Source organism: Streptomyces sp. NBC_00775 (assembly GCF_036347135.1).
GTDB lineage: Bacteria > Actinomycetota > Actinomycetes > Streptomycetales > Streptomycetaceae > Streptomyces > Streptomyces lutosisoli.
Map to the genome: position 1 here is coordinate 9,728,049 of NZ_CP108938.1, position 14,469 is coordinate 9,742,517.

The 14,469-nt window shown below is 71.6% G+C and carries 15 protein-coding genes; 7 read left to right on the forward strand and 8 right to left on the reverse strand.

Features of this window, described 5'->3' with window-relative positions; translation table 11 throughout:
• Positions 1 to 56: 56 nt before the first annotated feature.
• The 5 genes from OIC96_RS43220 to OIC96_RS43240 form a co-directional block, all read right to left on the reverse strand.
• A complete protein-coding gene (locus OIC96_RS43220) occupies positions 57 to 1,223 on the reverse strand; it encodes a serine hydrolase domain-containing protein (protein ID WP_330302587.1) in 1,167 nt (388 codons plus the stop codon).
• Positions 1,224 to 1,368: 145 nt separating this feature from the next.
• Positions 1,369 to 1,773, reverse strand: coding sequence for a nuclear transport factor 2 family protein (locus OIC96_RS43225; RefSeq protein ID WP_330302586.1), 405 nt, complete (start codon positions 1,771 to 1,773; stop codon positions 1,369 to 1,371).
• Between the two features lie 8 nt (positions 1,774 to 1,781).
• Positions 1,782 to 2,750 carry an acetylxylan esterase gene (locus tag OIC96_RS43230; RefSeq protein ID WP_330302585.1) on the reverse strand — a complete coding sequence of 323 codons (969 nt, stop codon included), beginning with the start codon at positions 2,748 to 2,750 and terminating at the stop codon, positions 1,782 to 1,784.
• A gap of 151 nt (positions 2,751 to 2,901) precedes the next feature.
• Complete coding sequence (locus OIC96_RS43235; protein WP_330309984.1) at positions 2,902 to 3,657, reverse strand: ferredoxin reductase; 756 nt, start codon at positions 3,655 to 3,657, stop codon at positions 2,902 to 2,904.
• A 76-nt stretch (positions 3,658 to 3,733) separates the two neighbouring features.
• Entirely contained in the window at positions 3,734 to 4,339 is a 606-nt protein-coding gene (locus OIC96_RS43240; RefSeq protein WP_330302584.1) for a sulfite oxidase-like oxidoreductase, read from the reverse strand.
• Positions 4,340 to 4,646: 307 nt separating this feature from the next.
• On the opposite strand from OIC96_RS43240, the gene OIC96_RS43245 reads away from it, so the two are divergent.
• On the forward strand, positions 4,647 to 5,567 hold the full coding sequence (locus tag OIC96_RS43245) for an NADP-dependent oxidoreductase (protein WP_330309983.1): 921 nt from the start codon (positions 4,647 to 4,649) through the stop codon (positions 5,565 to 5,567).
• Positions 5,564 to 6,277: a GNAT family N-acetyltransferase gene (locus OIC96_RS43250; protein WP_330302583.1), complete on the forward strand. Its 714-nt coding sequence runs from the start codon at positions 5,564 to 5,566 to the stop codon at positions 6,275 to 6,277. The genes OIC96_RS43245 and OIC96_RS43250 overlap by 4 nt, the downstream gene beginning before the upstream one ends.
• A gap of 52 nt (positions 6,278 to 6,329) precedes the next feature.
• On the opposite strand, the gene OIC96_RS43255 is transcribed toward OIC96_RS43250, so the two are convergent.
• Positions 6,330 to 6,746 carry a MarR family winged helix-turn-helix transcriptional regulator gene (locus OIC96_RS43255; RefSeq protein WP_330309982.1) on the reverse strand — a complete coding sequence of 139 codons (417 nt, stop codon included), beginning with the start codon at positions 6,744 to 6,746 and terminating at the stop codon, positions 6,330 to 6,332.
• A 221-nt stretch (positions 6,747 to 6,967) separates the two neighbouring features.
• Here OIC96_RS43255 and OIC96_RS43260 point away from each other — a divergent pair, with 221 nt between their 5' ends.
• From OIC96_RS43260 to OIC96_RS43280, 5 genes are all read left to right on the forward strand, one after another.
• Positions 6,968 to 8,026: a hypothetical protein gene (locus tag OIC96_RS43260; protein WP_330309981.1), complete on the forward strand. Its 1,059-nt coding sequence runs from the start codon at positions 6,968 to 6,970 to the stop codon at positions 8,024 to 8,026.
• Between the two features lie 177 nt (positions 8,027 to 8,203).
• Positions 8,204 to 8,977 (forward strand): putative protein N(5)-glutamine methyltransferase, encoded by a 774-nt coding sequence (locus OIC96_RS43265; RefSeq protein ID WP_330302582.1) that lies wholly within the window; start codon positions 8,204 to 8,206, stop codon positions 8,975 to 8,977.
• A 130-nt stretch (positions 8,978 to 9,107) separates the two neighbouring features.
• Positions 9,108 to 9,908: an alpha/beta fold hydrolase gene (locus OIC96_RS43270; protein ID WP_330302581.1), complete on the forward strand. Its 801-nt coding sequence runs from the start codon at positions 9,108 to 9,110 to the stop codon at positions 9,906 to 9,908.
• An 85-nt stretch (positions 9,909 to 9,993) separates the two neighbouring features.
• Positions 9,994 to 12,009, forward strand: a complete 2,016-nt coding sequence (locus OIC96_RS43275) for an NADPH-dependent 2,4-dienoyl-CoA reductase (RefSeq protein WP_330302580.1) — start codon at positions 9,994 to 9,996, stop codon at positions 12,007 to 12,009.
• A gap of 94 nt (positions 12,010 to 12,103) precedes the next feature.
• Complete coding sequence (locus OIC96_RS43280) at positions 12,104 to 12,676, forward strand: PadR family transcriptional regulator (protein ID WP_330302579.1); 573 nt, start codon at positions 12,104 to 12,106, stop codon at positions 12,674 to 12,676.
• 117 nt (positions 12,677 to 12,793) lie between these two features.
• Here OIC96_RS43280 and OIC96_RS43285 read toward each other — a convergent pair whose 3' ends face one another.
• Both OIC96_RS43285 and OIC96_RS43290 read right to left on the reverse strand, forming a co-directional pair.
• Positions 12,794 to 13,333 (reverse strand): hypothetical protein, encoded by a 540-nt coding sequence (locus tag OIC96_RS43285; RefSeq protein ID WP_330302578.1) that lies wholly within the window; start codon positions 13,331 to 13,333, stop codon positions 12,794 to 12,796.
• A gap of 189 nt (positions 13,334 to 13,522) precedes the next feature.
• Positions 13,523 to 14,452 carry a LysR family transcriptional regulator gene (locus tag OIC96_RS43290; RefSeq protein WP_330302577.1) on the reverse strand — a complete coding sequence of 310 codons (930 nt, stop codon included), beginning with the start codon at positions 14,450 to 14,452 and terminating at the stop codon, positions 13,523 to 13,525.
• Positions 14,453 to 14,469: the final 17 nt, after the last annotated feature.

The following is a 14,469-nucleotide window of genomic DNA, read 5'->3' on the forward strand; positions in this document are numbered from 1 at the left end:
GTGTCCGGGCACTTCGGCCGATTTCAGCCCACACCCTCCGTGCGGTGCGGGAGCGCTCAGAGCGCGCCGTACAGGGCGTCGACGAGCGCCATCTTCCTTGGGTCGTCGGCGATGTGCGGGCCCATGCGGTTCATGACGTAGCCCAGCGAGACGCCCGCCTCGGGGTCGGCGAGACCACAGGAGCCGCCGAAGCCGTCGTGTCCGAAAGCCCTCGGGTTGGGACCGTAGGACCCGTTGGGCCCGCTCAGCCACAGGCCGAGCCCGACCTCCGTCTCGTGCTCGAACCCGGCGCCCAGCACCAGGTCACGGCAGCTGCCCTGCCCCTCGCGCACCCGCTCGGCGGCCTCCGGCGAGAGCACCTGCCGGGAACCGTACGAACCGCGCCGGGCGAAGATCCCGTACAGCGCGGCGACCGCGCGGGCCGTCCCATGACCGTTGGCGGCCGGGATCTCGGCGGCCCGCCACTGCGGCGTGTTCGCCTCGTTGGCTCCCACCGGCGGGTTGGTGAGCGCGGCCAGCGCGGCGGGCGCCAACTGGGCGAAGATCGCCGCCTGTTCGCTGCTCGGCGCGGCCGGCGGATGCACCAGCTCGGCCGCGCGGTCCGTCTCCTTCTCCGGCAGCCCGATCGTGAAGCCGATCCCGAGCGGCCCGGTCACCTCCCGCTCCAGGAACTCCCCGGGCAGCAGCCCCGAAACCCGCCGCACCACCTCGCCGACCAGGTGACCGAACGTCAGCGCGTGATAGCCGGACCGCGTACCCGGCTCCCACCAGGGCTCCTGGGCGGCGAGACGATCCACGGTCAGCTCCCAGTCGCACAGCTCGGCGAACGTGTGCGGCTCACGGAGCCCTGACAGCCCCGCCCGGTGCGACAGCAGATGCCGTACCAGGACGTTCTCCTTGCCCGCAGCCGCGAACTCCGGCCAGTACACGGCCACCGGGGCGTCGAAGTCGAGCAGCCCCCGATCGGCCAGGATGTGCGCGCACAGCGACGTCGGTCCCTTCGACGTCGACCACACGTTGACCAGCGTCTCCCGCTCCCAGGTGCGGGTGCGCGCCGCGTCGGCCCAGCCGCCCCACAGATCCACCACGGTCTCCCCGCCGAGCGTGACCGTCACGGCCGCGCCCAGTTCACCGCGGTCGCGGAAGTTCTCCTCGAACGCGACGCGCACCGCCGAGAAATGCGCGTCGCAGTGGCCTTGAACATCAGGCGCGTGCTGGGACATGGGACCTCCGTCATACGTCCGCGGGCCGACCTGGAAGGGTCCGGGCCCGTCGAACGTACCGACTGGTCGGACTGGAGGGAAGCCGCAGGACACCACCTCGTCGTCGCTGCCCGCCGTCAGGGGGGCGGCGGGCAGCGGCGCGCGCCTAGATGAGGAAGAGAGAGCCGGTCGGCTCCTGATGGCCCGTGATGGTGTGCCAGTAGTCACGGGTCTCCACGGCCAGACCCTCCGCGTCGAAGCGCACGAAGACGCAGCCCGCCAGTGTCGACGGCTGTCCGTCCTCCTCCGCGAGGACGCGGAACTCGGCGACCGCCAGACCATCCTGTCCGACGATCGGTTCGGAGAACCGAACGTCGGTCGTGTGCTCGGCCGCGAAGGACCACCGTATATACGCGGCGAGTTCGTCCGGGCCCCGGTGCGGCTCGCGGAACGGCATGGAACGGTGGACGCAGTCGGCGGCGTACAACTCCAGGATCGCGTCGACGTCGTGGGCCGCCCAGGACCGTTCCCACACCCGGACGAAGCGCCGCGCCGCCTGAGCCGTGTCCATCGCGGGCCTCAGAGGTGCGAGGGCAGCCAGCGGAGCTGGGCCGCCTCTTGGTAGGGGCCGCCGCCCTCGTGGTCGTTGAAGTCGTACACCTCGATCTTCTTGTCGTCGTGGGCCCACGCGTTGAACGCGGCGAAGACCGAGGAGGGCGGGCAGGTCTGGTCCTCCAGGCCCACCGAGAAGAGGGCGGGCGCCCGGCCGCGTGCCGCGAAGTGCACGCCGTCGAAGTAGGAGAGCGTGCGCAGGATGTCGGCGGTGTGCCCGCGGTGGGTCTTGAGGTAGTTCCCGATCTCCCGGTACGGAGAGCGGTCCGTGATGGTCGTCGAGCGGGGGAAGTCGCACAGGAACGGCACGTCCGGCACGATCGCGGCCAGATCGGGGACCAGGCCGCCCACCGCGATGGTGATGCCGCCGCCCTGGCTCCCGCCGAGGGCCGCGACGCGAGCCGCGTCGACCAGCGGATGCGAGCGGGCCGCCTCCACCGCGCGCACCGCGTCCGTGAACACCCGGCGGTAGTAGTAGTTCTCGGGAGCGTCGACACCGCGGGTCATGTAGCCGGGGAACGCGGGCCCGCTGCCCACCGGGTCCGGGGTCTCGCCGCCACCGCCCCAGGCGCTGCCCTGGCCGCGCGTGTCCATGACGAAGTGCGCGAAGCCCGCCGAGGCCCACAGCAGATGTGTGTGCGGAAGGCCGCGACCGCCGCCGTACCCGACGAACTCGACGACCGTGGGCAGGGGCGAGTTGGCCCAGGCCGGCACCGTCAGCCAGCCCTTGATGGGGTGCCCGCCGAATCCGGCGAAGGTGACGTCGTAGACCTTGAGGGTCTTGAGGGCTGTCTCGACCGGCTCGAAGCGGGCGTCGAGCTCGTGCTCACGGGCCCCCTGGAGTGTCTTGGCCCAGAAGGCGTCGAAGTCCTCGGGCTCGGCGGACGCGCTGCGGTAGTCGCGGAGTTCGTCGAGGGGGAGGTCGAACAGGGCCATGAAGGACCACCTTTGACATCAGGGGTGCGGATGATCACACCGTACGTGTGCCATCGGAGGGCCGCCAAGCCTTGGCCACCGTCCGTTCTCCGCCCTCGGCGCTTCGACCCGGTGCTTCAACTCGGCGCTGCCACGGCATCGTTCAGCGGCCTCAGCCGAAGCGCTCGATGCGGATCCGGTCCACGGGCTGGCCCGCCTCCACCAGCAACCGGGAGACGTGCTCCGCGAACCCGTTGGAGCCGCACACATAGGCCTCCCACCCACCGGGAGGCTGCTCGGCCAGGAGCGGTGCCACATGTGCGGCCGCCATGCGTCCGACCGGCACACCGTCCGGCGCGCCGCGCGTGAAGACGGGTGTGGTCTCCTCGCCGTACTCCCGCGCGTAGATGAGTGCTTCGGAGGTGCGGGCGGAGACGAGCAGCCGCAGCGGCACGTCCAGATCCCGTGCGCGGTGGTGGCGCAGCATCGACATCAGCGGGACGACACCGGAGCCGGCGCCGATGAGCAGCGCGGGCCGGTCGCCGGGCCAGGCGAAGAAGCCGCTGAGCGGCCCGCGCACCTCGACCGAGTCGCCGGGCCTGGCCACGGTGTGGAACCAGCCGGAGACCTCGCCGCCCTCGACATGGTCAAGGGTCAGCTCGATGTGGCCGGCGTCGTCGGGCGGTGACGCGATGGAGTAGTGGCGCTGCGCCAGATACCCGTCCTCGGCCCTCAGCCGCAGCATCAGATGCTGCCCCGGCAGATGCCCCGTCCAGTGCGGGACCGCGAACCGGAAGGTGGCCGCGTGCGGCGTCTCCCGGCGGATCTCGGTGAGCGTGGCCGTCTGCCAGGTGGCCGCGGCGCGGTTGCTCACGGCGATCCGCCCGGGCACGGCGAACCGCGTGGGCGGCACGAAGGTCTCGGTCATCGTCCCCATCACCGGAGTTGTCTCCGTCACCGCGCTTGTCGCGGTCACCGGAACTGGCTGCGTCACCGAAGTCGTCTCAGTCACCGGAGTAGCGCTGCTCTTCCCAGGGGTTGCCGCGTGCGTGATAGCCGTTCTGCTCCCAGAAGCCCGGCTCGTCGTGGTCGAGGATCCTGAGGCCCGCGATCCACTTGGCGCTCTTCCAGAAGTACAGGTGCGGCACGATCAGCCGCGCCGGGCCGCCGTGTTCGGCGGGCAGCGGCTTCCCGTCGTACTCCCACGCGATCCAGGCACGGCCACCGGTGAGGTCGGCGAGCGGCAGGTTCGTGGTGTACCCGCTGTGCGAGTAGGCGACCGCGTGGGTCGCGCTCGCGTCCGGGCGTACGGCGTCCAGGAACGCGTCCAGGGACACGCCCCCGAAGCGCACCCCGAACTTCGACCAGCTCGTCACGCAGTGGATGTCGCCCTCGTACGCCGAAGCGGGCAGCGCGTGCGCCTGCTCCCAGCTCCAGGTGCGCTCCTCGGCGACCAGGCCGTCGACCCGGAAGGTCCAGTCGGCGGGCGCGAGGTCGGGGGTGACCTCGGCGGACAGGACGGGCCAGTCGTCGCCCGCGTCGTACTGGCCGGGCGGCAGTCCGGCGTTGTTGGCGCGCGGGCGCCCGGTGAAGCCTCGCGTGACGTTCATAGGGGTGGTGCCTCCAGGGCCGCCGGGGGACGGCGGCCCGCGGATCGAACGTGATCAGTGCCCGCACATGCGTCCGTGATCAGCGCATACGCGTACATCAGTACTTACGCGTTCAACCGTACGCGGTGGTGGACCGTGCTCCGCGCCCGGGCGGGGGCCCCGATCATTGCGGACGTATGAACTCTCCAGGGGCCGGGGAATAGCCACGCCGCGATCTTCCTTGCCGCTGATACCGGATCCGGTGGCCCCTACAACCGGTGACGGTGGCCCTTGCGCCCGGTGACAGCGAAGGAGAGTGAGGGAGCAGATGCCCAAGGCGTACGTCTTCACGCGGTACGGCGGCCCGGAGACCGAGGCCCTGGCGGAGCTGGACCGCCCCGGCCCGGGACCCGGCCAGCTCCTCGTCGCGGTGCGCGCCGCCGGTGTGAACCCCGTCGACTGGAAGCAGCGGACGGGCTATCGCCGCCCGGGCGGCGACGAGCGCGAGCTGCCCGCCGTGTTCGGCAACGAGGTCGCGGGGGTCGTCGAGGAGGTCGGCGCCGACGTGACCGGCTTCACCGCAGGGGACGAGGTCTTCGGCAACCCGGTGGCCGGCGGCTACGCCGAGTACGCCCTGCTTCCCGTCTCCGTCACCGCGCACAAGCCCGCCGGGCTGTCGTTCACGGACGCCGCGGCCCTGCCCGTCGCGGCGGCGACCGCGTACGACGGAATCCGCCAGCTCGACCTGCCCACCGGCGCGACCGTGCTGATCACCGGCGCGGGCGGCGGAGTCGGTGTCGCCGCCACGCAGATCGCACGCGCCTTCGGGCTGCGCGTCGTCGGGGTCGCGAACGACGGCAAGAAGGACTTCGTCGAGTCGCTCGGAGCCGTGCACGTCCCGTCGGGGCCCGGCCTGGAGGAGCGGGTGCGCGCGGCGGCGCCGGACGGGGTGGACGCCGTGTTCGACCTGGTCGGGGGCGAGGTCCTGGAAGCCGCGGCGACGCTGCTGACCGACCGTACGAAGCTGATCACCGGCGCCGACCGGGAGACGGTCGCGCGGCTCGGAGGCGTACCCGTGGCACGGGCCCGCACCGCCGCCGTGCTCGACGAGGTGGCGAAACTCGTGGTGGACGGCGAGCTGCGGCCGTTCGTGACACGGACCTTCCCGCTCGACCTGGCCGGTGAGGCGCTGCGCACCGTCGAGGACGGTCATGCGCGCGGCAAGATCGTGATCGAGGTGTCCGCATGACCGCGCACCCGCTGGACAACCCCGCGCTCGGTTCGCTGACCGGCCCGCACGCCCACTTCGCCGAGCGCCGCGGCAACGTCCTGCGCTACCCCGTGGACGTATCGCCGTGGCTCGCGTTGCCGGACGAGCCGGACACCGACGACTGGGCGGACCTGGCGGCCCTCGTGGGCCCGGGAGGCGAGGCACCCCTGGCCGGATTCAACGGGCGGACGCCGGACGGCTGGGAGGTGACCTTCCAGTTGGAGGGCGTCCAGCTCGTCGACGACGGGATCGCCGCGGCACCGGACGCCGAGGCCGTGCGGCTCGGCCCCGCCGACGTACCCGCGATGCTGGACCTGGTCGAGCGGACCAGGCCCGGCCCCTTCCTGCCGCGCACCGTCGAGCTCGGCACCTATCTCGGGATCCGCCGGAACGGCGCCCTGATCGCCATGGCGGGGGAGCGGCTGCACCCGCCGGGATGGACCGAGATCAGCGCGGTCTGCACCGACCCCGGCTTCCGCGGCGAGGGCCTGGCCACCCGGCTGATCCTGGCCGTCGCGCACGGCATCCGCGAGCGCGGCGAGACACCCTTCCTGCACACCGCGGCGGGCAACACCAACGCCATCCGCCTCTATGAATCCCTCGGCTTCCGGCTGCGCCGCACCACCCGCTTCATGGCGGCACGCGTGCCCGAGCACCTGGGCGACGAGCGGATCGTGGGAGCCCGGTGACGCCGAGGACCGCGGTGATCGCGGGCGTGGCCGACGGCGGCGGAGGCGCGTGTCAGCTCGTGGACGCCTTCGTGACCGGGCCGTCCTGCGAAGCCGTGGTGTTGTAGCGCAGCAGGTACGAGGCGAAGCGTGCGAGATCCTCCTCGGACCAGCCCATGAGCCGCTCCCGGAACGCCGCGCGGCGGCTCCGGGTCACCTGGGCGAGGATCTCCGTGCCCGCCTCCGTCAGATGCAGCACCTGCACCCGGTGGTCCTCGGGGTCGAGCCGCCGTTCGATGAGCCCGGCCCGCTCGAGCGCGGTCACCTGACGGCTCACGGTGGACTTGTCCAGCGCGTAGTGCGAGGCCAGATCGGTGGCGCGGCAGCCGCCGCTCTCCTCCAGATGGCCGAGCAGGGTGTACGAGACCAGGGACAGCTCGGGATGCATGCGCCCCGCCGAGGCACGGGCCCGCCGGGCGAAGACGGTCATCTCGCGCTGAATGGTCTCGACGGCCAGGTCGGCGGCCGACGTGCCGACGGTGACATCGGCGGCCGTCGTGCCCGCCGTGTCACCGGCCTTCCCGGCCGTGACAACGGTCTCATCGGACTCTTCGGATGCCTTCACGGGACCTCCCTCCACTCTCTGGTTGTATAGTACAACTTGATAGAGAGTTGTATATGCCAACCAATGGAGGACCCGTGGACACCGGCCTGCGCTCCCCGGCCCTGCGCCATGTGCTCACGCACCTGGTCACCCCGCTGCTGATGTGTCTCGGCATGGGGCTGGCCTACATGGGCGCGTTCGTGACGCCGGAGCCGAACCACCTGCCCGTCGCCGTCGTCGGCACCGGACCCGAGACGAAGGTGTTCGCCCAGACGGTCAAGGACGAGGCGGGGGACAAGCTCGACGTACGGACCGTCGCGAGCCGCACCGAAGCGGTGGACCTGCTCAAGTCCCGTGACATCACGGGCGCTTATGTGCTGAGCGCGAAGACGCCGGAGCTGGTCGTCGCCACCGCCGCGTCCGACATGGGTGCCACGGCCGTCGAGAAGGTCTTCACACCGGTCGCCGGCCAGCAGGGAGTGCCCCTGAAGGTCACCGATGTGGCCCCGCCGGTCTCCGACGACCCCACGGGCCAGGGCCTGTTCTTCCTGCTGATCGCGTTGAGCATCGGCTCGTACGCGTCCGTCGCCGCACTCGGTGCCGCGGGTGCGGGCCTGCCCCTGCGGATACGCGCACTGCTCGCCGTGGGCGTCTCCGCGGTCGTGAGCGTCATCGGCGCCGCCCTCGCCGGGCCCGTCTTCCATCTCGCGCACCACGATCTCGCGAGTGTGTGGGCGATGAGCTGGCTCTACTCCGCGGGCATCCTCTTCATCGGCGTCGGACTCCACACGTTCCTCAAGCGATGGACCACGCTCGCGATGATGGTGCTCTTCGTGATGCTCAACTTCACCAGCTCCGGAGGCCTGTTCCGGCCGGAGCTCCAGAACGGCTTCTTCGGCACCCTGCACGCCTTCTGGAACGGCGCCGGGTTCGTCGAGGGCATCCGCAGCCTCCTCTACTTCGACCGTGACGGGCTGTCCGGCAACGTGGGCACGCTGGTCGCCTGGCTGGTGATCGGCCTGCTGGTCACGGCCGTCGCCGGTGCCGTCGAGCGTGCGCGCGCCCGTCGCGCCGTACGGGAAGAGCCTGTCCCCGAGCCCGAGCCCCAGCCCGTGACCGAACAGGCGGAGGCCGAGGAGGAGCTGGAGGAGTCGGTCGCCGTCTGACCGTTCCTGTAGGGTGGCCGTCCCGGCTGCGGACCGCCCCAGTCGAGGAGTTGTCGAGGAGGTGAGACCCATTACCGCTGTGTCAGGTCGGGTGCTCTCCTCCCAAGGCAACGCGACTCACCGCCTGTAGGTGACCGCGAGAGCGCCCTTTCGCTCATCGAAAGGCTCTCGGCTTCCATGCCCCCTCTTGCTGATTCCGTTGTCGCCGCGCTCCGTTCCGCGGGCTGTGTCTTCGCCGAGGACGAGGCGGAGTTGATCCTCTCCACCGCCCGCACCCCGGACGAGGCCACCGCCATGGTGGACCGGCGCGTCGCGGGACTGCCCCTCGAACACGTCCTCGGCTGGGCCGGGTTCCACGGTCTGCGCATCTCCGTGGAGCCGGGTGTCTTCGTGCCCCGTCGTCGCACCGAGTACCTCGTCGACCAGGCGGTGGCCCTCGCCCGTAGCGCGTCGGTCGTCGTGGACCTGTGCTGCGGCTCCGGCGCGGTGGGCGCCGCCCTGGCCGCGGCCCTCGGCGGACCCGAACTGCACGCCGCCGACATCGACCCGGTCGCGGTGCGCTGTGCCCGCCGCAACGTCGCGCCGTTCGCCGGACATGTCCACGAGGGCGACCTCTTCGCGGCCCTGCCCGACACCCTGCGCGGCCGCGTCGACGTCCTGGCCGCCAATGTGCCGTACGTCCCCACCGAAGAGGTCGGCCTGCTGCCCTCGGAGGCCCGCGACCATGAACCCCTGGTCGCCCTCGACGGAGGTGATGACGGGCTCGACCTCGTACGCAGGGTCGCCGCGGAGGCGCCCCAGTGGCTGGCCCCCGGCGGCTGCCTCCTGGTCGAGACGAGCGAACACCAGGCGCCCCTGGCCGTCGAGGCCTTCGCCCGCGGCGGTCTGCTGGCCCGGCTGGCGGTCTCCGAGGAGATGTACGCCAACGTCGTGATCGGCGTACGGCCCTAGGGCCGGTCTCTCCTCGTCTCACGGATCGCGTGGCGGACCGACATGCCGCCACTTCCGGTCCGGGGTCGTCGAATCGCCCCGTCTCGCGCCAGACTCCGGCTGAACGCGGGCGCGAGACGGAGGTTCGACGATGACCACCCCGGAGAAGTTCCACGCGTGGGACATCCAGGAGTCCGGGCCCGCCGACGCGCGGGCGACGGTGCTGCTGCTCCCCGGCGGAATGTGCAGCGGCGCGTTCTACGAGGACCTGATGGCCGCGCCGGCGCTCGCCTCCGCGCCGGTTCGGCTGATCGCGGCCACGCTCCCGGGTCATGCGGGCACCCTGCCCCCACGTGACCTGAGCATGGAGAACTACGCGGCGCTGGCGGGCGCGCTCGCCGCGGAGCGGGGCTGCGACGTCGTGGTCGGCCACAGCCTCGGCGCCAACGTCGCCCTGGAAATGGCGGCGGGCGGACACTTCTCCGGCCCGGTGGTTCTGCTGTCCCCGACGTTCTCCGCGCCCGACGAGCCGAGGGTGCTGGCCGTCGCCAATCGCCTCGGCGGGCTGCCCGGCATCGGAGCCCTGACCTGGTCCGCCCTGGTCAAGGCGATGCCCCGCGCCATGGCGAGCAGTCTGCCCCCGGCCCGCCGCGAGGCGCTGGTGGCCGAGTTCAAGAAGAACGACCCGGCGTTCTGCCGCCAGGTGATCCGCCGCTACTTCGACTACCTGGACCGGCACGGTTCGCTGGTGCCCCGGCTCCGCGACTCGGGCGTGCCTGCCTGGGTCGTACGCGGTGACCACGACGAGATCGGACTCACGGACGAGGAGCGCGCCGGACTCGACGCCGGCCCCGACGTCACGATGGTGGTCGTCTCCGGCGCGGGCCACCTGGTGATGGTCGACCAGCCCGCACCGGTCGCCGAACTCGTCGCCCGGGTGGCCCTCCGCTGAGTGACCCTCGTCATTGTGCAACTAGTTGCATAACGCGTGGCCCGTCGTCTACAACAGACACACGACACCGCGCACGGAGGGCCAGATGAGCCGTTACCCGCACCTGCTGAACCCGCTTGACCTGGGATTCACCACCCTGCCCAACCGCGTACTCATGGGCTCCATGCACGTGGGCCTGGAGGAGGCCGAGCGCGGCTTCGAGCGGATGGCGGAGTTCTACGCCACCCGGGCGCGCGGCGGCGTCGGCCTCATCGTCACCGGCGGCATCGCGCCGAACGACGCGGGCCGGCCGTACGAGGGCGGCGCCAAGCTGACCACCGAGGCGGAGGCCGAGCAGCACACGGAGATCACCGCGGCGGTGCACCGCGAGGGCGGCAGGATCGCGATGCAGATCCTGCACTTCGGGCGGTACGCCTACCACCAGGACCTGGTCGCCCCGAGCGCCCTCCAGGCGCCGATCAGCCCGTTCCCGCCGCACGCGCTCACCGACGCCGAGGTCGAGCAGACCATCGACGACTACGCGCGTGCCGCCCGCCTGGCGAAGCAGGCCGGCTACGACGGCGTCGAGATCATGGGCTCCGAGGGCTACCTGATCAACGAGTTCATCGCCCTCCAGACGAACCAGCGCGAAGACCGCTGGGGCGGCTCGTACGAGAACCGCATGCGTTTCCCCGTCGAGATCGTCCGGCGCGTGCGCGAGGCGGTCGGCGAGGACTTCATCATCATCTACCGTCTGTCGATGCTCGACCTGGTGCCCGGCGGCTCCTCCTTCGACGAGGTCATCACGCTCGCTCAGGCCGTCGAGGCCGCCGGTGCGACGATCATCAATACCGGCATCGGCTGGCACGAGGCCCGTATCCCCACCATCGCGACGTCCGTGCCGCGCGGCGCGTACGCCTGGGTGACCAAGAAGGTCATGGGCGCGGTCTCGATCCCGCTGGTGACGACCAACCGCATCAACACCCCTGAAGTCGCCGAGCAGTTGCTCGCCGACGGCCACGCCGACATGGTGTCGCTGGCCCGCCCGATGCTCGCCGACCCCGACTTCGTCGCCAAGGCGGAAGCCGGGCGTCCCGAGGCCATCAACACCTGCATCGGCTGCAACCAGGCCTGCCTCGACCACACCTTCAGCGGCAAGATCACCTCCTGCCTGGTCAACCCGCGCGCCTGCCACGAGACGGAACTCGTCCTCGCACCGACCCGGCTGCGCAAGCGCGTTGCCGTCGTGGGCGCCGGTCCGGCCGGACTCGCCTGCGCCGTCTCCGCCGCCGAGCGCGGCCACGACGTCACCCTCTACGACGCCGCGCCCGAGATCGGCGGCCAGCTCAACGTGGCCCGCAAGGTCCCCGGCAAGCAGGAGTTCGACGAGACGATCCGCTACTTCCGTACGCAGCTCGAACTGCACGGCGTGGACGTCCGGTTGAACACCCGCGTCACCGCGGACGGACTGGACGCGCACGACGAGGTCGTCGTCGCGACCGGCGTCAGCCCCCGCACCCCCGAGATCCCCGGCGTCGACCACCCCAGCGTGGTCGGCTACCTCGACGTCCTGCGCGACGGCGCCCCCGTCGGCGACCGCGTCGCGATCCTCGGTGCCGGCGGCATCGGCTTCGACGTCGCCGAGTACCTCACCGACAGCGGCGACAAGGCGAGCGAGGACCCGGCGACGTACTTCCGGAACTGGGGCGTCGACATGGACTACCGGGCACCCGGCGGCCTCGCCGCGCCCGAGCGGCCCGCCCCGCCGCGCACGGTCCACCTCCTCCAGCGCAAGGACACCAAGGTCGGCGCCGGACTCGGCAAGACCACCGGCTGGATCCACCGCACCGAGCTCAAGCACCGGGGCGTCACCATGGTTCCGGGCGTGCGGTACGACCGGATCGACGATGCCGGGCTGCACGTCACCGTCGACGGGCACAGCCAGGTCCTGGAGGTCGACACGATCGTGCTGTGCACCGGGCAGGAGCCGCGCCGCGACCTGTACGAGGAGCTGCTCGCCGCGGGCCGCAGCGTGCACCTCATCGGCGGCGCCGACGTGGCCGCCGAACTGGACGCCAAGCGTGCCATCAAGCAGGGCACGGAGCTGGCGGCGGCGCTCTAGAGACGAAAGGCGGGAGGGCCGTCGCCGCATCGGCGGGCCGTGGCCAGGCGCCCGGTCCCGCGAGCGGTGGGGCGGCCCTCCCTAGGATGACCCCATGTCACTCCCGCACGCGATCCTCACCGCCCTGCTCGAGAGGCCGTCGTCGGGTCTCGAACTGACCCGGCGGTTCGACAAGTCGATCGGCTACTTCTGGTCGGCGACGCATCAGCAGATCTATCGCGAGCTGGGAAAACTGGAGGCCGAGGGCTACATCCGCGCCCTGCCCTCCGAGCAGCCTGCCCGGGGGCAGAAGAAGAGCTACGAAGTCCTGCCCGCCGGTCGTGCCGAATTGGCCCGCTGGACGGCCGCCGCCCAGGATCCGAAGCCGATGCGCGACACGATGCTGCTGCGGCTGCGCGCCTCGGCGGTCGTTGGCACGGCGGGCATCGAGGCCGACCTGCACCGCCATCTCGCCCTGCATCAGCGTCAGTTGGCCGAGTACGAAGAGATCCAGGAGCGCGACTTCCCGCCCGGCAAGGACACTCCGCAGGACCGCCTACGGCACCTCGTGCTGCGCGCCGGAATCGACCTGGAGACCTTCTGGACCCAGTGGCTGACCCACGCGCTGGAGGAGTTCGAGCACTTCGGGGACGAGCCGGCCGCGCAGGCGGAGGCGGCGCAGGAATAGGCGGCGTGCGGAGAAGCGGCGTACGGACAGGCGGTGGACGGACAGGTGGTGCACGGACAGGCGGCCGTCCTCCGACCTGAGTCGGGTGGGCGGCCGCCGGTGTGACGTGCCCCTGGGTCAGAGCCGGTGGGGCTTGGCCCGGCGGCGCAGGAACCAGGCCGTCGCCACGGTGCCCGTGGCGACCAGCGCGACGCCGCCCACCAGCGTGACCGTGCCGTAGTCCTTGACCGCTCCGCCGAAACCGCCCATCACCCCGAGCGACGGTGAGGCCGTCGCGGAGATCGTGGGCGTCGAGGGGGCCGAGACGATGATGGACTGGGTGCCCGCCGTCGTCCCGTCCTGGCAGACCACGATGACGGTATAGGTGCCCGGGCTCACACCCGACCAGGACGCGGACTGACTACTGCTCGTCCCCGTCAGCGACATTTGGCGCCCTTGGGAGAAGTTCGCCTGTCCACTGGAGAGCAAGGAGGAGTTGCCGAAGCTGCTGCCGTTGCTCGGACACGCGCTGGTGGTGACCGAAACGACGGAGCCGGTGGTGCTCACCGAGATCCCCGAACCGAACGCGGCGGCCGAGGGAGCGGTCAGGGTCAGCGGCAGCGCAGCGGCGGCGGCCACGGTCAGGCCGGAACGGAGAAGAAACTGAGTAGTACGCATAGGAACTGCCCTCCAGCGGCACGGTTGGCGGTACATCCCATGCGCCGCCGAGGATTGGAAAGGCCCGTGCTGCCTCAGGGAGAGCCAACGTGCCCCCGGCCCGGCCCGCATGCGGACGGGGACCGGGCAGGTGATGAATTCCTTCGTCCGGCCGACTGCTGATGGCTTGTTACTGCCGTGGGTGAGGCGTCACCACGTGCGGCCCGCCTGGAGCAGCCGCTCCCGGACGAGGGCCACATGCGGGTTGTCCGAGGCGCCGGGCCGCTGGGTGAGATATCCGGTGTTGATCGGCGGGTCCTCGGGCGACAGCAGGGGCACCAGGGCGCCGGAGGCCAGCTCGGCGAGGCACAGAAAGCGGGGGAGCACCGTGATCCCGGCGCCGGACACGACCGCCGCGAGGACGCCCCGCAGATCGGGCACCGTGATCGCGGCCTGCGCGCTCAGCCGTACCTCGAAGACATGGCGCCAGTAGCGGCGGGCGATGGGCAGATCCTCGGCGTACGTCACCAGGGGCACCCCGTGCAGCGCGGCGGGCCCCTCGGCCGCCACCCGGTCCACACCGATGCGCTCGGCCCATTCGGGGGAGGCGACGAGCACGAACTCCTCGTCCATCAGCGGCACGGAGGTGAGGGTGCGGCCGCGCGGCCGGGACGTGGCGATCACCAGGTCGAAGCGGCCGCCGCGCAGCCCGTCCAGCAGGTCGTCGGTCAGCCCGGTGCTGATCCGCAGCCGTACGCCCTGTTCCGTCAGCGGCGCCAGCGCGGGCAGCGCCTTCGTGCACAGCAGCTCGGCCGGACCCGCCACGTGGACCGGGTCCGGCGGCTGGTCGGCACCGAAGCCGCCGCGATCCGCGACCGCCGCGAGCGTGTCCAGCGGCGCCGCGACCTGCGCGGCCAGCTCGTCCGCCACCGCCGTGGGCACCACACCCCGCGGCCCCCGCTCGAACAGCTCCCGGCCCAGCCGCTCCTCCAGCGACCGCATCTGCGTCGTCACCGTCGGCTGGGAGAGGCCCAGCAGCCGTCCTGCCGCCGTGAACGACCCCGTCCGGTGCACGGTGAGGAAGGTGCGCAGCAGGGAGAGATCGAGCGGAGTCGCGGCATTGGGTTCTCTATGGGCCATACGAGTAACCCTATGCC